The sequence below is a fragment of the Bacillota bacterium genome (assembly GCA_012727955.1).
GTDB lineage: Bacteria > Bacillota > Limnochordia > DTU087 > JAAYGB01 > JAAYGB01.
This window is the reverse complement of record JAAYGB010000006.1, coordinates 23,443-42,869: the sequence shown is the minus strand read 5'-3', so window position 1 is coordinate 42,869 and position 19,427 is coordinate 23,443. Positions and strand designations below refer to the sequence as shown.

Sequence of the window (19,427 nt, the reverse complement as noted above, 5' to 3'; positions counted from 1 at the left end):
GGACTCCAATGCCCTACTTCGTCAAATCAAGAGAATACCAGAAGGTCGCAATCTGTTCTTGAACAAATCCCGTGCGCGAATAAAGATTGCTGGCCCGGGTATTTGAACTAATTACGAAGAGCTTAACCTCTCGGCATCCCCTCTGGTAAAGGGAATTTACCAGCTGGAGCAGCAACCGCTTTCCTAGGCCCTGTCCCTGCACCGAAGGTGAGATAGCTAAAAACTCAATCCACCCAGTGTCCCCCTCCACCTTCAGTTCGTAGGCCCCCACGGGTTGCCCCTTTTCGAGGGCAATTCCACAGATTAGATCACTGTCGGGGCGCAGACGAGCCTCCAGTTCCTCTTCGGCTAGGCAGCCAGAGTTAGGGGAATCACGGAAGGCATCGTCGTGAATCCTTTGAAAGACCCTGGAGTTGTCAACCGTTAACTCCTGCAGGGATAGGCTGGAGAAGGGCAGTTCATCCAAACTAGCAGCGCCCTGATGCCGAAAAACCAAGGCCCGGTAGCTCTCCTCAAAACCAGCCCTCTCAACTTCTGATGCAAGATAGCGATGCTCCCAGGGAACGCCCAAACGGATTACCCTGGGCTGAAAAGCCCTAGTGTATCCAATGACAGCATCCAAAAGCTGTGGGAAGTTTTCTTGCTCTGCCTGGGCACAGGTCAGGCCGGTAATGAAGGCCTCCCCCCGACTGGCGATCTCCTCGGTAATGACGCCAGCAGTGGCAATGACATCTTTGCCCTTCCACAGGGAGAAGTGTCCCTTCCCCTGGCTAAAGAGAAAACCAAGGTAGTCTTCCAGCATTTCTCCATAGGAGCTGAAGTAGTAATCCGGCCCTACTTGAACTACAAACTGATACAGCTTCTGCCTTTCGGCTTCACTGAGTTGATCGAAAGATTTCACCTTCATATGCAAAAGGCTCCTTTAGTGAGTTAGGTGCTTATTACAAAAAGGGCTGCTCCTGCTGGGCACCTATCCCCACTTGAATTTAGTCAGGTGGATGCTGTAATTGTACCTCGGAACCAGCAGCATGAAATCTACTGGTTCCCGGCAAATCCTCTTAACGTGAAGAGAAGCCCATCTTGGTCAAGCTTTTTTATTGCCTTTGATGATACAGCGTCAATCAAGTCTTCGAAGGTGGAAAAGGCGATCCCATGGGAATTCAACTGCGCTATCCATGCCTTCTTTCCATTCTGGGCATCATAAAGGGAAACCTCAAACTGGACCATAGGGCTTTGAATAAAGTATCCTCCATAGGTTTGCGTACTTTGATGGTAATCGTACGTATTGCCAAGAACATATACGGTTCCACTAGTCGAGGTTGTGGGTGGAACATAGGATTGCTGAAGTTGAGCATCAAGCACCCTGAACTCCAGTACGCCATCTATCCCGTGAGCCGTCAATAATTCCGTGGCTTGCTCCGCAGAGTAAGTCCTTGTTGGTACGAGAATTTCATATGATGGCACACCCTTAACTCCCAGCTCACTGAGGACTGAGACCGCCTTAAGTTCAGAACTCTGCCTGAGGCCGATATCGGAATATGGCATGTATACCATTAGGCGTGAGAACTTAGCGAACCGGTATTCTGGATCAACAAAGGAGTTGACCGTTGTATGGGTACAACCGGAAATAAGTACCATGACAAGCAGGATCGGAAAAAACCATAGTTTACGCAGCCTCATGACATCCACCTCGCATAAGTACAGCCCAGTTCCTCAGACTCTAACGTGTTGAATTCTTCGGACAAGGGATGCATTCCCTCCAAGGGTACCGTCAATTTGACGGTCATCATTAGTGCTCCTTGGCATAAAGACTAAGAGCCCTATGACCAGTGCCAGCCCTAAGTATCCGGCCGGTAAGTAACAAACCTAGCCCTGGACCAGTTACAAGAGCTGCCCCGTTAGTCGTGACCACCGGCGAGAAACTCCTCTACCGTGGCATATTCCGCCAAGGTAATACCCTGAGCCTTGATCACCTGGATAACAGTCTTCTGAATCAATGCTGCCCGGGACTGCAGCTGATTCAAGTCATCGGCAGCATAGGCACCCATCAAATCCAGTGAGCCCAAGCCATATTCTGCGGCGATTCTATCCAGTTCCCTTTGCAGACAAGTACCAGACAGGTAAGCTAAAACAGTGTTTCCCGTCGCGCAGGCTACCTTGATCTTATTCCAGGTTGATACCAGCTCCTGATACCAGTTGGCCAGGGCAGAGTAGTCGGGATTGCTTTCTCTTGCGGAAGTTGGCTCTTGCTCTGCCTCAATTAACTCCTTGGTGTTTGCGATCATTTGCTGACAGATCCCGCGCAGTTCCTGGGTCGAATTGGCCTTTGCCACCCCTTCATACAAAAAGATGAAGTCCCTGGGAAGGGCTGCCATGCCCTTGAGGTCCTCCAGCTGGGTCTTGAGTCCCCGAGCAAAGTAGGTCTGATTGGTATAAGCCACGGCCTCAGCCAGGAACATGGCCACGTAGCCCGAAAGGGTTCTGGCCTGACCAAGATCATCGGCAAAGACCAATTGGCCATAGAGCCTCACTGCTTCCTCCAAACGCTGGCAGGCCTTAGTCAGCATGAATTTCTTGTCAGCCAGATTAGCCTGCAGGCGGGCCTGCAATTGCTCAAATCTTTCTCGGTCCTCCGGTGAATTGCAGTACAGGATCTTGACGTTGCCCAGACAGGGTGTCAGATAGTCATTGAAGTCAGCAATATCCTTCACCCTTGACCAAGACATGGGAAACAGATCATAACCTACCCCTTCGATAATAAAGGTGGTGCTCAGTTCCTGGGCCCCTTCCGTCTTAGGGATGAAATACATGTCCACATCAGACAAGGGATTGGCGGTCCCATTCTCATAGGAACCGTACATTAACAGCAAACTGACATCCTCGTGATACTCCCGCTGGACTTTATCTACCGCCCACTGAATAACCGAGTCGTTGCGCCGCTTCATTCTGTTTACTTCCCTTGCCGGACCTAAGTGCTTAACTACTTTCACCCTTAATTCCCGCCGTGTGTGCCATTCCATACCCGGCTCCATGGTGGAGTTGGGCACCGGCATCAGATCTTCGGTCACCGATATCGGTTCATCGATAATGTACAAATAACCGGAAGCCGTGCCATTATGCTGGATTGAACCGTCATCTTCAATCATCAGCCAGGTGGGCTGGTGGGAAAAGGCTATTGCCAGGTCCTTGTTCTGAGTTATGGTGCTTCCAGGACGCAAAACTTCGAATAATTTGTCCGAGCCATGGTACCACATGCTGATCAGCCTCCTTTACCGGTGTCGATTCTGGACCGCATACTTCCTGAGAGGTTTGAGTGAAAAGGCGTTGGTCTGTCAGTTAATTAGGCGTATTGAACAGGAAAATACTTCCTCCAGGTGAGCCCTTCCACCTGCCGTCGCCTACCGAGAAAAGCAGGATATCCAACCCCACAGGGGAACTCTCTGCAGAAGAAAACATCCTTTAGTTTTCAAGGCTATCTAAAAAAAGGAGTGACACCCTGTGCCGAAAGAAAACTACCGCAATCCCGCTGAGTACTACGCAAGCCACAGCCTGATTACCGATCCCAAGGAGTATCGGCATCTCTTGGCCGATATTCCTTCAAGTGTATCGGAGATGGTAGAGATCCTTCAGGGGCTCTTTCTTCACATCTTTTGGGCAGAACGCTACGGAGTCACACCTACTCCGCAGCAAAGGGAACACGTGCAGGCAAGAAGTGTGCGGAATATTCTCGAGGCTATTGACAATATCGATCCAGCCCCTCTTACTGAGCCCAGGCCACTGGAGAAGCGGTTTTTCGGCAACTGCCGAGACCATTCGGTTCTCCTCTGTGCCATGCTCCGCGCCCAAGGAATCCCAGCCCGGGTTCGCTGCGGATTTGCCACCTACTTTATCCCGAATCACTTCGAAGATCACTGGATCTGTGAGTACTGGGATGGGCAGTCAGACCGCTGGATCCTGGTCGATCCCCAACTGGATACCCTGCAGAAACAAGTCCTGGGGATTTCCTTTGACACCTTGGATATGCCCCAGGGTCAGTTTATCACCGGGGCTGAGGCTTGGAAGTTAGCCCGCAGCGGCCAGGAGGACCCAGAGAAGTTCGGCATTTTCGATATGAAGGGACTGTGGTTCATCAGAGGAAACCTGATCCGGGATCTCGCATCGCTTAACAAAGTTGAGCTTTTGCCCTGGGACATCTGGGGACTCATCGAAGGTCAGGAGCGAGAATTAACTGAGGAAGATTATACCCTCTTAGACGAGGTCGCCGAGCTAATCATAGGCCACGACCCCAAGCTTTACGAGGTATACCAAGAAAACCCAGCGCTGAAGGTCCCTGATGTCATCACCAGCTGGACCGATAATGGACCAAAGCCAGTTACTCTAGAGTAGGGGTGTTGGCTAAATCTGATGCCGTCACACCGCCATCTGGCTCTGTCAACGTGGTGACACCAGAACCCGCCTTCAACAGGATTCTCACCCGCTATTTCCGAAGGAGTATAGTTTGCAGCGCACTTCATGAAGCACAAGCTGGTCTTCTGAAGCGTAAACGAAGGCCGCGTCGTACAGGTGGTGGGAAACTTGCAGAGGGTCATGGTTATTGGTTCACCGGGAGCCGGCAAGTCGACCTTCTCCCGAAGGCTCGGCGAAATGCTGGACATGGAAGTCATCCATCTGGATAAAGAGCACTGGCGGCCAGGGTGGATGGAGCCGACGGATGATGAGTGGGAAAGGATTGTCAAGGGTCTGGTGGCAAGAGACCGGTGGATCATTGACGGAAACTACGGGGGAAGCACCATGGATCTTCGCCTGGAGCGGGCAGATACGGTAGTTTTCCTAGACTTCCCCCGCGTTGTCTGTCTGTGGCGAGTGATGAAAAGACGTTGGATGTACCGTGGCAGAACCCGACCGGACATGGCTCCCGGGTGTCCAGAGAAACTGGACTGGGGCCTAATCCGGTTTATTTGGGGTTATCGGAAGAAAAGCCGCCCCTCCGTTCTGCAGAAACTGGAAAGACATAGTGGGAAGAAGGTATATATTCTCCGCTATCCTTGGCATGCCCAAGCTTTGCTCCATAATTGTTCACAGACCATCGGGAGGGAAGGACTATGAACAACCAGTCTACAGGGGAATCAGCGCCCATAATCGATTACCTGCAAGAACGGGGTCTCTTTACTGCTGTTCAGTCCCTCGAACCCCTTCGAAATGGCGCCAGTGGTGCCAAAGTATACCGGGTCATTGATCAGGCGGGTTCCTATGTGGTAAAGCATACCCACCCATCCCTTTGCGGCGGTGACCAACACTTGCTGTCCTCCTATGAACGAGAGCTGAGATTCTACTCTGTGGTAGATAGCGGCACCTTCCCGGCAGTTCCTCAAGCCCTTCATGTGGAGAACAATCCCGAACTGGGTTTCATCCTGGTGCTCCCCAACTATGAAAGGATCGAGTTTGACCAATGGAGCCCAAAACTGCAGGAGCGCGCGGCTGAGCTTTGCGCCCAAATTCATAGTCTTGACCCCGCCTGTGTGGAAAGTCTAGGGCTGGAGTTTGAAGAGATTACTGTTGACACCGATATTTTAGATCAGGCACTGGAAAACTGGATCTATGTTCTTAACCGACATTGCCAGCAGCTTGACACCAAGCCCCTACAGAACATCCGTGACAGCATGTCCAGTATCTGCAGCATTCTCAATGCCCCCCCGCACCGGGTGTGCCATGGAGATTTCCACGCCGAGAACCTCTTGCTCAATCAAGGGGATTTGGTAATCTGTGATTGGCAGAACGTTAATATCGGGAAGGGAGCCGGTGATATCTCCTTTTTCATCAGCAGGGGTAAGGCTGCCGGTATAGACATCGATGCAGCCCAGCTGATTGATCGCTACTGCGAGAAACTCTCCTTCTATACGAAACAAGAGGTAGAGAAAAAAGACATATACGATGTGATTAACGCATCTACTGTGCACATATCCTTCAGGTTTTGGCCCCATTACCTCAGGGATGCCAAGGCTGACCGGGTTTTTCAGATATATGATGCGATGGTGGAAGCCTACCTCCAGTTGGGGCTCTAGGAAAGATACGCGGCAGACCCCAGGCCCATTTTACCCGCGACTTCGGGTTTATGACGGGATCAGGGCCCTCACGGGGTCTGCCTGATTTATTTACTTTCCTCGTCAACCATCACAACCCGCCATTGACAAACCTCTTCCATGCCGAGATTCTTATACACCCGGCGGGCCGCGGGATTGTTGTAAAACAGATAAGGATACTTTCCTTCCTCCAGCAAGGATTCAAACAGACCGATCAGCACTTCCGTTCCATAGCCCCTGCGGCGATAGTCGGGGTGAGTCACTACGCCGATGACAATGGCGCTGTTTCTGCTTTCCTTCACAGTGCCGCAGGCACAGACCATTTTGTTGTCTACACTGAGATAAACCCTTCGATCCTGGGAGCCTTGCAGTCTTTTCAGCTCCTTGGCGACATACTCATCTCTGCTTACCTCCAGGTTGTACTCCTGGGTAGACTGGAGCAGGTCGTAGTGCATCTCCAGTTCCCCCTCGCTGGATATCCTCCGCACTGAAAGCTGGGGGTATCGTCGCTGCGCGACAATGTTCTTGACCACTCCCATGTAAGACAGGGTATCGGATTTGACGGGCACCAAGGGTAAGAACTGCGCCATCAGCTCACTGGGTCCCGACAACTTGAAGTAGCTAAGTCGAGGCAAGATTTCTTGATACACCGCAACATCCCGAAGGGTTTTTGCGTAATAGGTGAGATTACCAAAGTTGTTCAGCAGGATTGAGACCAATTGATCGCCTTCATATTCCCCGTATACACGAAAGGCCTCGCCACTATAGTTGTTGTCCAAGAGCTCATTGATGAGGAAGTAGTAATATGGAGTCTCATCGGCAAATAGATCCAGGACCTCTTGATGATTCTCACGGGATAGTTTTCTAATCTCCAAGGTTTGCACTCCTTGCTCAGTAACTCTGACTTGACCTTCCTCTTTCCCGTCCTAGGCCTTCCTCTCTAAGGCCAATAACCGGGAGATGTTCCCAGAAAAGATCTTCTCCATGTCCCCTTGCGACAGGTTGAGACTATGACAGATTCTCAGTTGTTCGTCGAGGTAGGGTTGACTAAATCCCCGGGGAAACCAGGAGGAATCTGTGGCGAAGATGATTCGCTCCGGTCCGATAGTCTCGAGAAACTTCCGAAATAGGTCCGTTAAAGTGGTATCGGGAATCATCCAGCGAACCCATTCGTTAGAACCGGATGTGTCGGTATAGATGTTGCTGCAGGCCCAACACAGGCGCAGCAATTCCGTGGGAAAGCCACAGCCAAAGTGTGGAATGATAATCGGAATCGTCGGAAAGGCCTTAGCCACATCATGGATTTTCAGGGGATTGATGTTGGGATGATCCGCGATTCCTCCCACGCCGCCTAAGGGACCAAAGTGAATCAATACCGGAATCTCCAGCTCCTCCACCGTTTCCCAGAGGGGCCAGAGCTCCTTGCTGGCTATATCCCCCTCGAGAGCGGGAGCAATGATCTTGTAGCCCTTTAGCCCCAATTCCTCAACTGCCCGACGCAGCTCTTCCTTGGCATTGGGCAAGAAGGGATCATGATGGGCGTAGCCGATAAACCGGTCGGGGTGTCGACTGACGATTTCCGCTAAGGTATCGTTCCCACCGCCGGCAGCAAAGACAATTTTCTCAATGCCTTTGGCGTCTAGATCCTGGACCCAACGCTCGGCTTGGACGAAAATCCCCGGTGGGTCTGCTTCCGGCAAAGGAAATCCCCACATCTGTCGCCACTTAGCTTGAGATGCTGCCCGAGCCTGGGCCAAGGCCTGGCGACGGCGCTGTGCTCTCTCATCGCCAGCTGCTTGCGGCGGTTTTTGTTCCTGTCGAGGAACGGGGAAATGGGCATGTCCATCGATAATCGGGATTCCATATGAGCGCATAGGTATCTGCTCCTTTAGCTGCATATAGTTGGTAAGGCATCTATTGAAGTCATTCTCTGGAAAAGGACAACGTCCTTGTCTTGTATAACCAAGGGGGAACCTAGAAGCTTCCGCCAATGGCAAGGAGAACCGGGCTTAGCTGCGAAGAATTAGGTATGAGCATTAGCTGGTGAATGGAGGAGAAGGCAATCAAACCATCAGTCACTAGACCGACCAACAGCACCTTTTTTCACGGTCTGAGGAAACGATACCAAACTGCAACGGAAGGAATGAGCAGCAACGTTAAGTTCCTGCTGGCCACAGAACCACTCTTTGGTATTCCAGTAAATTGGACCAGGACCTATGCTTCTTTATTCATGGCCGCCCTCGGGATGAGTGGGACTCAAATCGGGGCCGTGGCGTCATTGACAATGGTTACCCAGATGCTGGTCGCACCTCTCGGCGGATACGTCGCCGATCGTTTTGGACGCAAGAAGATCCTGATTACCTTTGATACCATTGCCTGGATTATCCCGACCTTTCTGTGGATGATCGCGCAAAACCCCTGGTACTTCGTCGCCGCGGCGATCCTCAATGGAATGAGCATGATCATCGGTCCTTCCTGGAATTGTCTCTTGGTAGAGGATACCGCCCCCCACCGCCGGGCCACGGTCTTTGCTGCCCTTCAACTGGTGTTACTGGGAGCGGGACTCTTTTCACCGGTGGCCGGCTGGATCGTGCAGGGATACTCAGTGGTCATGGGAGCTCGAATCATCTACGGCCTGACACTGATCTCGGTGACAATAATGGTGATCGCCAGACACTACCGGGTCACGGAAACCAGCGTGGGAAGAAGTCGAATTCAGGAGATGCGCAACTCCAAATTCAGTGATGTCTTTGCTAATTACCGAGAGATCTTTGCCATGGGGGTCAAGAACAGGAACCTGGTCTATCTGTTTTTCCTATATACCATCAATTTCGCTTACAACACCCTATGGCATACTTATTCCGCTCTGTATATGACGGCAGAGCGGGGATTACAGCTAACACCGGCAGTGGTGTCCATTTGGCCTACCTTTTCATCCCTGGTGATGATCCTAGCTTTGCTGCTGATCGTTCCTAAGGTCAAACCGGAGAAACTGCCCCAGTGGTTAATCCTCAGTTCCAGTTTGCTCTGTGGTGGTATGGGCATTTTCATCCTTTCCCCGGCCCAGTCCTATCCGGTTCTCGCGGTGGCCGCGGTCCTAATCGCCTGCGGTATGGCCCTGATTAACCCGGTGCGGGACACCTTTATCGCCAACGTCATCGATGATCGGGCCCGGGCAGTACTCTTGTCGGGAATGAACTCCCTGAGCATGCTGCTGATTATCCCGATTACTCCTCTGGCAGGATGGCTCTTTGAAATCAATCCAAGGTTTCCGATCTTGGTGTTGTTAATCATGCTGGCAATCGCGGTGACCCTATCGATTCGTCTGGCCATCACCGCCAAGGAAGCAATTAATCAAAATGAAGAGGGTGTAAAATGAAACTAGTCCTCCACACGCTTTTCTTTTTCCACCTCTATGTGGGCATCGGTGCTCTGTTCGGAGGAGCCGCGGCGATGATTAATCCATATGATCCCCTGGGGGTTTCGGCCGAGAGCTTGGTCAACTCGCCCTTTAGCAGCTTTCTCATCCCAGGGATCATTCTCTTTGGGTTACTGGGAGTGGGAAATATTGCCGGGGCCTTGGCGTTGAGGAGAAGGTCAAAATATACGGGGTATGTCAGCGCCACCTTAGGCGGCGCCCTGGTGATCTGGATCATCGTCCAGTGTCTAATGCTGGATACGGTGGTCTTTCTCCATGTCCTCTATGGCATCATTGGTTTGATTCAGGCTATCCTAGCGACAAGGCTCCTGGTCGCTCAGCGTATGTTTCCCTTCAATCTCCTGGTTGATTTTCTCAACCACCGAAGGGACAATACTAGAGACGCATAATTGGGGGAGGAATTCTTGTTGTTGACGCTACTCCTGGTTCTTATCTATATTTCCTTTATCAGTCTGGGACTGCCGGATTCCATATTGGGAACGGCCTGGCCAGCGGCCTACAAAGATCTAGGAGTTCCCATATCCTGGGCTGGGATTATCTCAGCTACCATCTCTGGGGGAACCATCATCTCCAGCTGGTTTAGTAACAGGATTATCTCTCGACTAGGTACCGGCGTAACCACCGTGGTCAGCGTTGCCATGACTGCCGTTGCCCTGCTGGGGGTTTCCCTCTCCGGAAGCTTTTGGTTTCTCCTCCTGTTCGCAATTCCCCTGGGACTTGGTGCCGGCAGTGTCGATGCCGCACTGAATAACTTCGTGGCCCTGCATTACCAGGCAAAGCATATGAACTGGCTTCACTGCTTTTGGGGTATCGGTGCCAGTGCCGGGCCGGTAATTATGTCCATTAGCCTGACTAGCAGCAACTGGCAGACAGGATACGCGGCTATTGGCTGGCTGCAAGTGGCTCTGGTGATCATTTTGCTCCTCTCTTTGCCCCTATGGAAACGGTTCTCGTCGGGGGCGCAGTCAGAAGGGAGTAGGGCTCAGGTGCTTTCCACCAGAGAGCTGCTAAGGATTCCCGGAGCAAAGCCCATCTTGGTTGCCTTTTTCTGCTATTGTGCGGTGGAGGCCACCGCCGGGCTTTGGGGAAGCAGCTTTCTCGTTCTCACCAAAGGTATCTCTCCCCAAATAGCGGCCCGTTGGATTTCCCTGTATTACTTTGGCATTACCTTCGGCCGGTTCCTCTCGGGGCTTTTGACCTTGAAGATTGCCAACCGGGATCTAATCCGCCTTGGCCAGGGAATGAGCGTCCTCGGCATTTTGCTCCTGTTGCTTCCTGCCTGGGACTTTGTCTTCTCTGCAGGCTTTTTTGTCATTGGATTGGGCTGTGCACCGATTTTCCCTGCCCTTCTCCATGACACCCCGGAGAATTTCGGTGCAGAGTTATCTCAGGCCATCATGGGAATGCAGATGGCCTGTGCCTATGTGGGAACAACGACAATGCCTCCCCTCTTCGGTTTCTTAGCACAACGGGTATCGATGATCCTGTTGCCCTTCTATCTGTTGGTGATTGCCCTGTTGATGGTCGCCATGGTGGAACTGCTCAACCGGCTCAAAGCCCAGGGGCTCACCCTTGGAACAAGGGTTCAGAGATAACCAGATATCTCTTGCCTCTAAGTTTGAAGGCTCCCGACCTCAGTTAGCGTCGGGAGCCTTTAGGTGTTCTATCGCTTGGATAAAAAAGTCTGGTTGACCAAAACTGCCGGATTTCAGGACAAAGAGACGGGGCTCGCCATCGAGGGAGTAGCAGGAGGGAACCCCAGCCTGAATCTCCCGCCATACCCGCATCCCCTTGATTCCCAATTCAGCACAAACCGCTGCGGAGGTATCGCCTCCGGCGATGAGAAACCGCCTTTGTCCCGTGGCCTCAAGACAGGCTTTGACTACCTGGGCCATACTCTCGGAAACCAAACGGGACACCGCGGTATTAGATAACCCCCTGGCCGTCCCAAGCTTCTTGGTCACGGCGACGGCTTCCGGCTCAGAGCTGGTGTGTACCACCACATCCCTTCCTGCTTGCATCTCCTTGACAATCGACTCACTGAGCTTTGCCAGCAAGAAGCTGCTGTCGTCACTTTCCATCAGTCTCACGGTGTCCAGCTCAAAGGCCAAAGCCCCCCGGTCCACTGCCATCTCCACCTGGGCTCTGGTTTGGGGCATCAGGCTTCCCGCGGCGCACAGGATTCCCGTGCCATCATAGGGTGCCACGGGCAGACTGTGGCTGCCCAGGGATGATGGGCCCAGTACCGAGGGCAGTTCTTCACCCAGGGCGGAACTGCCACCGATGAGGTAACGATCCCCGACAGCTTCAGCAATTGTTTTCAGGGAGTTTTGGTCCACCACATCGATAACTAGATAGTTACACCGGGTTCTAGCCCTCTCAATGTGCTGTCTTAAGAACTCTGGCCCCTCTGACACAACACGGTGATCCACAAAGTCTACTTGCCGCCGAGTCTGCGCCGTCAGGATCTTCACCAGATTCGACTCCCTCATGGGATGCACTGGGTCATTGCGAAACTCCGACTTGGCCAGCTCTACCCCCCGGACATAGTGAATGCCTCCGATGGTTTGCCGTCCGTTCTTGGGAAATCCCGCTGCAACTATGGCAAAGTCCTGACCCAGTTCATCCAGCATTCCATCGAGCTCCGGCCCGACATTGCCTCGAAGAACGGAACAGGTTTTCTTGTAAAAGAGGGTACATCCAGCATCGATGAGTTTTCTAGTGGCCTCCCGCACCTTTCTGTAGGCGGTGGCAGGATCATCGAGCCGTGAGTCGGTATCCAGGACCACTACATCGGGCCGCCCCAAGGGGAAGGTCAAGGGCAGATCGTAGGAGTATACATCGGCGGTATACCCGCCGGCGGTGAACATCACGCCAACATCATTGGCGCCGGTAATATCGTCTGCTACTACACCAATCATAAGGCCGACCAGTCCCTTCGGGGTTTGTAACCGGATTCTTCGAGAAACTCTCGGACCTGCTCCTCGGGCAAGCCCGCCACCGCCAGATTAGCCCCTTTACAGGCAACATCCATCCGGCTGACCAGTTCAAAGGTTTGTAGGGTCATCAGGGCCTCTTGGGGACTGTGATCATAGGCAATGATTCCATGGTTATTTAAGATCAACAGATTAGCCTCCCGAGCCTTGGCCCCAACGGATTCTGCCAACTCCTTCGATCCAGGATGATAGTAATCTACTCTGGCGGTTCTTTCGAGATAATACATGTTTTCAATAAACCAGTTCTGTGGAATCTCCTCACGACAGCAGGCCATGATTAACCCGTAAAAGGGGTGGGAGTGAATAACGGCATTGATATCGGGACGCTGCTTGTAGATAGCAGCGTGCATCCCCGCCTCCTTGGAGGGCCTTTTCTCCTCGCCGGCCAAGGGTCTACCGGCCAGATCGCATTCCGCAAAATCCCCTGGCTCCAAACTGCCCAGAGAAGTCCCACTGGCGGTAATCAGAAAGCTATTAGTACCGGTTCGGACACTGATATTTCCCCCGTTGCCCCAGGTCAATCCCAGCTCCACCAGCTGCCTGCCCAGTTGCCGCAGCTGTTCCACCTTTGCGGGGTCTCGCGCCATGCTCTATCCCTCCACCTCTGCCTTGCCTGCGCTGCAGACAAAATCTTGCTTCTTGGAGCGTACCACGGCCTCGACGGCGGCCTGTCCTTGGACCAACACCGAGCTAGGTAGCTTCATGCACTCCTGGTTGGTCAGTCTTTCCTTGCTGCCGACGGCCTCCAGGAAGGCCAACTCCAGATCCGTAGCGATATTAACCTTGCTGATGCCCCCCTGGGGTCTGGCAATGGCCTGATGAAGCATGGAAGCTGGAACACCGGAGCCGCCGTGTAGAACCAGATGCACCGATGTTAACTGCCGGATGGCATCGAGCCGAGCATAGTCTATCTTTGGCTGCCGCACCTTGTACACTCCATGGGATGTCCCTACGGAAACCGCCAGGGCATCGACTCCCGTCTCCTTCACAAACCCTTGGGCCTCTTCCGGTTCTGTGTACAACTCCTCATCGGTATCGGTTTCGATGAAGTCACTGGTCCCGATTCTTCCCAGCTCAGCTTCCACGGACACATTGTGGGGCAAGCTGTATTCAACCACGGAACGGGTAGCGGCGATGTTTTCCTCCAGGGGCAGCTTCGAGGCATCGATCATCACCGAAGTGAAGCCCGCGGCGATGGCCTCCTGGATCACCGCCAACTCCCAGGTGTGATCGAGATGGAGAACCACCGGAACGGTGATTTTCTCTGCCTCCAGTAACTCATAGAACTTGGCGGCAAATTCCTCAGCGGTAATCTTGTAACGGTCAAACTCTATCTGTGAAATCTGGACAATGACCGGGGAGGCCAAATCCTGCGCCGCCCTGAGAATCGGTTGAATCAAAGGAAGGCAGCGGGGGGAAAAGGAGCCCACGGCATACTGGCCCCTCTCCGCCTCGGTTAAAATCTCACGCAAAGTAATTAGGTTTTCTGGTCTTCGTCTAGACACTGTAATCTCTCCCAGCTAGTTTCTGGTAATATTGCCGCAATGATTGCTGTAACCCAATAAAGCCCTCGGCGAAAATCCACCGATAGGCGTCATGAACCGCAGGATTGGGGGCTATCACCCGTTGAGCACAGGCTAGGGCTGCCGCCTGGACATCAGCAACGGTGATTAACCCCGTTTGCATTCCAGCAAGAAGTCCGGCACCCACCAAGGTAGCCTCGGGAATATCCACCACCTGCAGGGGGCATCCAAGGATATCGGCTTTAAGCTGGAGCCACTGGCGGTTCTTCGCTCCACCGCCGACAACGACGATGTCATTTAGGGGAGCCCCCGTGACCCGGCCGGCCTCTTGCCGCATGAGTTCCATAGCCATGCAAATTCCTTCAAAGACAGCCTTCAAGACATCCCCCCGGGTATGCCTTCGCTCCAATCCAACAAAGGAGCCTCGAGCATGGGGATCGGGCCAGGGCGCCCCGCTGCCGGACAGATAGGGATGATACACAATCCCTGTCGGACCGGGGGGTAAGCTGGCCAGCATGTCCTCGATGTCATCATAGGTTAACTGGGGCTCAGCCAGGATGTGGCGAATCCACTCCACGGAACCACCGGAGGCTGACAGTCCTCCCATCCAGGCCATCAATCCCGGCAGGACATGGGGACCAAAGGACAAACCGGAATCATAGGCGGCATCGTCTAGCTCCACTTCCTCCTCCACCCCAAGGAGAACTTCCGCGGTGCCCATGGAATTAAGCACCCGACCACTGGTGAGCATCCCCAGGGCAATGGTTGCCACGACGTGATCGTGGCCGCAGATCCCAACGGGCACACCGGCTAGGCCCGTCAAGGGCTCCTCTCCTCGGCAATAACCGATGGGGGCCCCACTGGCTACCACTTCTGGGAAAAGCTCTTCGGGTAAACCCAGTTGACTCAACAGAGCCTGATCCCAGTTCTTGTGGCGCAGGGAATAAGCAAAGGTCCGGGCCGCCAAGGTAGGCTCCGTGGCCATCCGTCCCGTCAATCGCATCGCGATGTAGTCCGCCGCGGATAACCACACCTTGCCGGTGAAATCCACTCCCTGGGCCTTAAGCCACAGGAGCTTGGCCAGACCGTATTTGGGGCTGGGTCTCAGGCCAGTAACTAGGAAGCGCTCCCGGGGATCAAATTCCCGGCTCCAGCGATTCATCTCCTGCTGTGCCGAGGTATCATACCAAGGGAGCACATTGCTCTGGGGTTGCCCCGTGCGACTATCCACCAGCAATCCCGTTTCTGCCATACTGGCAATTCCCAGGGCGCTAATCTTTACCCCGGCCTGCTCCCAGGCCCTTTCCATCACCGTCACCGCGGTCTGCCAGAACACTTCGGGAGCGTAGTAGATTTGCCCATGGCTGGTTCTTTCCGTGGGCGTGGGCTGTTGGCTGCTGGCCACTATCTCCCCGGTGGCAGTCACCACCGCTGCTTTGCAATGGGTTGTACCGACATCTAAAGCTAGGAAATACATAGGCAGCTCCTCACCGCAATAACTGACTGACCTTCATCATCCCGGAGCGGGGACTGGTCAAGAATCGGCTCTGATCTAAGTCCGACAGGTCCTCCACCACTCGGGCCATCGAGGCCTGGGCCAGAACCACTACATCGCTGTCTTCGTAGGCCCGACGCAAAGTTTCCGCCAGGATCCTGTCATGGGCTTCATTGTCCCCCCGGACCAGGGACCAGTAGGCCTCTTGGGCTAAGTAGGGGACAAGCTCCACCTCCTGCCCCAGTTCCGCCGCCTTTTCCTTCAGTAGGTCCGTCGTGGGTTTCAGGGTGGTGCCCAAGGTAGCGGCAACGGCGATGCGGGATCCCCTTTGTACCGCGGTCTCAGCCATCGCTTCATCGATCCGAACCACCGGAACCTCCACCCTTTCCTGGGCCAGGGGCATCAGGCCGCCAATGGAGGAGCAGGCATCGAGAATTAGGTCCGCTCCTTGCTTGGCGGCAATCTCTACATAGGTGATTACTCGCTCCTTCACCGTCGACAGATCCCCGTCGGAGGCAATTAACTGAGGAAGGATGGAATCATCGACAATATTGTAAACGGTACAGTCGGGGATTAACTCCTTTGCCAGGTCCTTCAGCGGCTGTACCGTCACCGGTGTGGTGTGTAGAATAAATAGCCTTTTCTGCAATTTTACCTCTCCCTTTACCCCTACCGTTATCCTTCAGATTAATGGGATCGGCCCCTTCTTCCCTACGGCGTTGGTAAACTCCTTTTTCCTCTAAGACAGGCCACTGTCCTTCGGCGCCCACTGCCCGGTACCATTGGCCGTAGAGTCTTAGCGAAATAAGAAAACCCCCCCCAGTCCTCCTATTTCACTACGAGAAGACTGGGGCTTCACAAGCTCCTGTTCCAGCGGTGATCGCCTTTGCCGGCCCTAGAGTACTCCCGGAGGATAGCAGCGAACCACCGATAGCTCCCCGGCAGACTGCCAGGACAGATCCTGAATCCCCGCGGGCAGGAAGATCTCATCCCCTTGCCGGATCGGCATTCTCCCCGCGGCACAAACCAGTTCCCCTTCGCCGGCAAGGATGATGGCGATGGAGAAGGTCCCTCGATCTGCCGTTGTCATCTTGCCATGAACATCCAACCGAGTCACGCTGAAGAAGGGAGTCTGCTGGCTGCCCAAGAGGAGGGTCTCCGTGCCTGCTTCCGTTTCCACCAAGACCGTAGGCGGGATGCGATAGGCAGCCAGGTTCTCCTCGTAGCTGCGCCCGATGTAATGATAGCAGCCCATGGTTTTCTCGATAAACACCTGCTCCTCATCAGGATCGGGGAAATGGCGCATCCGGGCGCCGACGGTAATGTCCGAGGGTTCCTGGACCTCAATGACAAAACATCCTGGACCAATGGCGTGGGGCACTCCGGCATCGACGAAGTACATTTCACCCACGGATACCGGGATCTTGTGACAGCATTTTTCCATCTCGGCCACGTTCCCGGCTAGAAACAGCTCCTCGAAGTGCTCCCGGGTGATTCCCTCCTTGAAGCCCAGCAGCACATAGGGCGGCTCCTCTTGGTCGGTGCGGGTGCCGATGACATACCAACTTTCCACTTTGCCATAGTCGGAGTTGAACATCTTCTTGGCAAAGTCACGATCGGGATGGGTCTGTAGGCCCAATTGCTTTTGCGCATCCAGCAGTTTAACCAAGACAGCCGTGTCCGGTCCATGGGCGGCAACGTGTTTTTCTCCCAAATAGGCTGCGGGATCGGTGGCGATCACATCCTTGAGGAAGACTTGCTCACCGGTATCGGTATACATCTGAGCCAACCCCTGGGTAGAGGTGGGGTCTGTTTCCCGTTGCCGGGTATATGTAGTGGAACCTACCCAGGCCTCCGGGCGCAGGTCATCCTGGGCCTGGGCCAACCCTCGGAAGCGGTCGATCTCCCTGCCTCCGGGATAACCTCGATGAATGCGATTGGGCACCAACCTGATGGGCCGATTGTACATGTTGTCACCACCGCCTTATGAATTCATCTATCCTCGCCAATCAAAGGGTAAGAGCTCCTGCAAAGTGCAGACAGTATCCTCAGCCACCATCACCTCCGCCCTGAAATTATCGGGATGAAGCTGGCTGATAAACTCCCGACAACGACCACAGGGCGGCATAATCCGGCCATCCCGTCCCACGGCAATCATCTTCACCACCTTGTTTTCCCCGGCGGTGACCATTGCTGCAGCCGCTGCGTGTTCGGCACAAAAACCCATGGAACAGGCGGTGTCAATACATACCCCAAGATAAACATTACCGGCCTCGGTCAATAGTGCCGCTCCGACACCTCCAGCCTCGGCCTCCTCCGATAGCCTGCGGGGGTTTAACACCGATTTTGCCCGTTCATATAGTTGTTCAAAAGTCATTACTTTCCGACCTTCCTTCTTTTCGTCAATTGCCCTTGGACTCGATTTCCTCTGCCCGCTGCTTCCATTGGTAGTAATTAGGTGACAGTTCGATTACTCCCTCGGATTGGGGGACAAGTTTGCCGCCCTGACCCCGGGGATCTCCCCGGTTTTCGTTGATCTCCGCCAAGAGTTTGCTCCAATAAGCGATTCGCCCTTGGTATGCGGGATCCTGAGCAAGGTCACGGCACTCCTGGGGATCTGTAGTCAGGTCAAAGAACATATACTCCCCGGTGAAATGAAACCAAATGAATTTCTCTTTCCCATCGGTGATATACTGCATCGAGTCCTCCCGGGTATAGGACCAACTGTGTTCTCCCTGGATGTATTCCCTCCACCCTGACTGATCTCCTCGGCACAGCTGGAGCACGCTCTTGCCATCGACGCAGGCCGGGATGTCTACCCCTGCGGCTTCTAATATAGTGGGCATGATATCTCGCAACTCCACTACGGCATCACAGGTGCCACCCTGAGGAATTCCCCAGCTTTCAGGGTAGGAGACAATAAAGGGAACATGGACTGAACCCTCATACCCATAGGTTTTGCGCCAATGGTAATGATCTCCCAGCATATCTCCGTGATCTGACGTAAAGATAAAAAGGGTGTTGGCAAAGCCCTTAGGATCCATCCGCTTGTACTCGTAGATAAAGCGACCGATTTGGTGGTCTATAAAGGTGATGCTGCCGTAATATGCTGCCCTGGCTCGCCTTACCTCCCGGTCACTGCGGTGGGAGAAGGCGGCATTGACATTGTCATCTCGGATATCGTACTTATCGGCCCACTCCCCAATGGGCGGCATCGGGATGTCCTCTCGATCCCCGTACATGTCGTAATAAACCTGAGGTGGGTCATAGGGAGAATGGGGACGGGCGAAGGAGAGGAACAGGAAAAAGGGTTTCGTAGGATCCCGACGTCCTAGGAAATTGACTCCTTCGCTGGCGGTCCAATAGGTTGGATGCAGGTGCTCCGGTAGGTGACTGGGGCGAGCCATCCAACTGTTCCAGTCTAGGCTGTGGTCCCGATAGCCAACTTCGGTATAGACCCCTTGTTTTTGCTTATCGAACCACAGATGATAGTCACTGACAAACCCGTCGTATCTGCGACCACTTTCGTCTAGGATTGTATTGTGAAAGCCATAGAGCTTTCGCTGAGGAAAGACATGCATTTTCCCCACTGCCTGGGTGTGGTACCCCGCCTTGGCCAACTCCCCGGGCAAGGTGGCGGGAAACTCCAGGCTGTCATAGCCTGCGTAGGTGAGCCTACCGTGGTTCCACTGATCCATTCCCGTCAAAATCCCAGCTCTAGCGGCAATGCAGGAAGGAACCGCTGAATAAGCTCGAGTAAAGAGGGTTCCCTGTTGCGCCAACTGATCGAGGTAGGGAGTTTCCACCACCGGATGACCGGCTCTGCCGATGCAGTCTCCCCGATGCTGATCCGTGGTAATGAGAACTATATTCGGACGTGGTGCCAATGCTATC

General features: G+C 53.7%; 19 protein-coding genes. 6 read left to right on the top strand and 13 right to left on the bottom strand.

The features are described 5' to 3' along the window. Nucleotides 1-13 precede the first annotated feature (13 nt). The 3 genes from GX030_01515 to GX030_01505 form a co-directional block, all read right to left on the bottom strand. The gene (locus tag GX030_01515) at nucleotides 14-907 is read right to left on the bottom strand and encodes a GNAT family N-acetyltransferase (GenBank protein ID NLV91058.1); all 894 of its coding nucleotides are present in this window, start codon (nucleotides 905-907) and stop codon (nucleotides 14-16) included. Between the two features lie 128 nt (nucleotides 908-1,035). Then, nucleotides 1,036-1,680, bottom strand: a complete 645-nt coding sequence (locus GX030_01510; protein ID NLV91057.1) for a hypothetical protein — start codon at nucleotides 1,678-1,680, stop codon at nucleotides 1,036-1,038. Between the two features lie 218 nt (nucleotides 1,681-1,898). Beyond that, nucleotides 1,899-3,254, bottom strand: coding sequence for a hypothetical protein (locus tag GX030_01505; protein NLV91056.1), 1,356 nt, complete (start codon nucleotides 3,252-3,254; stop codon nucleotides 1,899-1,901). 244 nt (nucleotides 3,255-3,498) lie between these two features. Here GX030_01505 and GX030_01500 point away from each other — a divergent pair, with 244 nt between their 5' ends. From GX030_01500 to GX030_01490, 3 genes are all read left to right on the top strand, one after another. Next, nucleotides 3,499-4,386 (top strand): transglutaminase domain-containing protein, encoded by an 888-nt coding sequence (locus GX030_01500; GenBank protein ID NLV91055.1) that lies wholly within the window; start codon nucleotides 3,499-3,501, stop codon nucleotides 4,384-4,386. A 189-nt stretch (nucleotides 4,387-4,575) separates the two neighbouring features. Next, nucleotides 4,576-5,106 (top strand): DNA topology modulation protein, encoded by a 531-nt coding sequence (locus GX030_01495; GenBank protein ID NLV91054.1) that lies wholly within the window; start codon nucleotides 4,576-4,578, stop codon nucleotides 5,104-5,106. Then, nucleotides 5,103-6,062, top strand: a complete 960-nt coding sequence (locus tag GX030_01490; protein ID NLV91053.1) for an aminoglycoside phosphotransferase family protein — start codon at nucleotides 5,103-5,105, stop codon at nucleotides 6,060-6,062. The genes GX030_01495 and GX030_01490 overlap by 4 nt, the downstream gene beginning before the upstream one ends. An 86-nt stretch (nucleotides 6,063-6,148) precedes the next feature. Here GX030_01490 and GX030_01485 read toward each other — a convergent pair whose 3' ends face one another. Both GX030_01485 and GX030_01480 read right to left on the bottom strand, forming a co-directional pair. Beyond that, a complete protein-coding gene (locus GX030_01485; GenBank protein ID NLV91052.1) occupies nucleotides 6,149-6,955 on the bottom strand; it encodes a GNAT family N-acetyltransferase in 807 nt (268 codons plus the stop codon). A gap of 51 nt (nucleotides 6,956-7,006) precedes the next feature. Then, nucleotides 7,007-7,954, bottom strand: coding sequence for an amidohydrolase (locus tag GX030_01480; GenBank protein ID NLV91051.1), 948 nt, complete (start codon nucleotides 7,952-7,954; stop codon nucleotides 7,007-7,009). A 269-nt stretch (nucleotides 7,955-8,223) separates the two neighbouring features. Here GX030_01480 and GX030_01475 point away from each other — a divergent pair, with 269 nt between their 5' ends. Genes GX030_01475 through GX030_01465 form a run of 3 tightly spaced genes read left to right on the top strand, consistent with a single transcriptional unit; the run spans nucleotide 8,224 to nucleotide 11,114 of the window. Beyond that, entirely contained in the window at nucleotides 8,224-9,459 is a 1,236-nt protein-coding gene (locus tag GX030_01475) for an MFS transporter (GenBank protein ID NLV91050.1), read from the top strand. Further along, nucleotides 9,456-9,908, top strand: coding sequence for a hypothetical protein (locus GX030_01470; protein ID NLV91049.1), 453 nt, complete (start codon nucleotides 9,456-9,458; stop codon nucleotides 9,906-9,908). Before GX030_01475 ends, GX030_01470 begins: the two co-directional genes overlap by 4 nt. A gap of 15 nt (nucleotides 9,909-9,923) precedes the next feature. Continuing rightward, nucleotides 9,924-11,114 carry an MFS transporter gene (locus GX030_01465; GenBank protein NLV91048.1) on the top strand — a complete coding sequence of 397 codons (1,191 nt, stop codon included), beginning with the start codon at nucleotides 9,924-9,926 and terminating at the stop codon, nucleotides 11,112-11,114. 39 nt (nucleotides 11,115-11,153) lie between these two features. On the opposite strand, the gene GX030_01460 is transcribed toward GX030_01465, so the two are convergent. The 8 genes from GX030_01460 to GX030_01425 all read right to left on the bottom strand — a co-directional run bounded on the left by GX030_01460 (nucleotide 11,154) and on the right by GX030_01425 (nucleotide 19,420). After that, nucleotides 11,154-12,440, bottom strand: coding sequence for a four-carbon acid sugar kinase family protein (locus GX030_01460; protein NLV91047.1), 1,287 nt, complete (start codon nucleotides 12,438-12,440; stop codon nucleotides 11,154-11,156). Beyond that, complete coding sequence (locus GX030_01455; protein ID NLV91046.1) at nucleotides 12,437-13,102, bottom strand: class II aldolase/adducin family protein; 666 nt, start codon at nucleotides 13,100-13,102, stop codon at nucleotides 12,437-12,439. Before GX030_01455 ends, GX030_01460 begins: the two co-directional genes overlap by 4 nt. Nucleotides 13,103-13,105: 3 nt before the next feature. Then, nucleotides 13,106-14,020 carry a class II fructose-bisphosphate aldolase gene (locus tag GX030_01450; protein ID NLV91045.1) on the bottom strand — a complete coding sequence of 305 codons (915 nt, stop codon included), beginning with the start codon at nucleotides 14,018-14,020 and terminating at the stop codon, nucleotides 13,106-13,108. Further along, nucleotides 14,013-15,515 carry a carbohydrate kinase gene (locus GX030_01445; GenBank protein NLV91044.1) on the bottom strand — a complete coding sequence of 501 codons (1,503 nt, stop codon included), beginning with the start codon at nucleotides 15,513-15,515 and terminating at the stop codon, nucleotides 14,013-14,015. The genes GX030_01450 and GX030_01445 overlap by 8 nt, the downstream gene beginning before the upstream one ends. Nucleotides 15,516-15,525: 10 nt before the next feature. Continuing rightward, nucleotides 15,526-16,182 carry a hypothetical protein gene (locus GX030_01440; GenBank protein ID NLV91043.1) on the bottom strand — a complete coding sequence of 219 codons (657 nt, stop codon included), beginning with the start codon at nucleotides 16,180-16,182 and terminating at the stop codon, nucleotides 15,526-15,528. 246 nt (nucleotides 16,183-16,428) lie between these two features. Then, nucleotides 16,429-17,502, bottom strand: coding sequence for a hypothetical protein (locus tag GX030_01435; protein NLV91042.1), 1,074 nt, complete (start codon nucleotides 17,500-17,502; stop codon nucleotides 16,429-16,431). 27 nt (nucleotides 17,503-17,529) lie between these two features. Further along, nucleotides 17,530-17,910, bottom strand: coding sequence for a cytidine deaminase (locus GX030_01430; GenBank protein NLV91041.1), 381 nt, complete (start codon nucleotides 17,908-17,910; stop codon nucleotides 17,530-17,532). A gap of 25 nt (nucleotides 17,911-17,935) precedes the next feature. Beyond that, nucleotides 17,936-19,420: an arylsulfatase gene (locus GX030_01425; protein NLV91040.1), complete on the bottom strand. Its 1,485-nt coding sequence runs from the start codon at nucleotides 19,418-19,420 to the stop codon at nucleotides 17,936-17,938. Nucleotides 19,421-19,427 lie beyond the last annotated feature (7 nt).

Excerpts from the sequence above, each read along its gene's own strand:
- GX030_01515 (NLV91058.1), bottom strand. The coding sequence starts at position 907 with ATGAAGGTGAAATCTTTCGATCAACTCAGTGAAGCCGAAAGGCAGAAG.
- GX030_01510 (NLV91057.1), bottom strand. The coding sequence starts at position 1,680 with ATGAGGCTGCGTAAACTATGGTTTTTTCCGATCCTGCTTGTCATGGTA.
- GX030_01505 (NLV91056.1), bottom strand. The coding sequence starts at position 3,254 with ATGTGGTACCATGGCTCGGACAAATTATTCGAAGTTTTGCGTCCTGGA.
- GX030_01490 (NLV91053.1), top strand. The coding sequence starts at position 5,103 with ATGAACAACCAGTCTACAGGGGAATCAGCGCCCATAATCGATTACCTG.
- GX030_01480 (NLV91051.1), bottom strand. The coding sequence starts at position 7,954 with ATGCGCTCATATGGAATCCCGATTATCGATGGACATGCCCATTTCCCC.
- GX030_01475 (NLV91050.1), top strand. The coding sequence starts at position 8,224 with ATGAGCAGCAACGTTAAGTTCCTGCTGGCCACAGAACCACTCTTTGGT.
- GX030_01470 (NLV91049.1), top strand. The coding sequence starts at position 9,456 with ATGAAACTAGTCCTCCACACGCTTTTCTTTTTCCACCTCTATGTGGGC.
- GX030_01460 (NLV91047.1), bottom strand. The coding sequence starts at position 12,440 with ATGATTGGTGTAGTAGCAGACGATATTACCGGCGCCAATGATGTTGGC.
- GX030_01455 (NLV91046.1), bottom strand. The coding sequence starts at position 13,102 with ATGGCGCGAGACCCCGCAAAGGTGGAACAGCTGCGGCAACTGGGCAGG.
- GX030_01445 (NLV91044.1), bottom strand. The coding sequence starts at position 15,515 with ATGTATTTCCTAGCTTTAGATGTCGGTACAACCCATTGCAAAGCAGCG.
- GX030_01435 (NLV91042.1), bottom strand. The coding sequence starts at position 17,502 with ATGTACAATCGGCCCATCAGGTTGGTGCCCAATCGCATTCATCGAGGT.
- GX030_01430 (NLV91041.1), bottom strand. The coding sequence starts at position 17,910 with ATGACTTTTGAACAACTATATGAACGGGCAAAATCGGTGTTAAACCCC.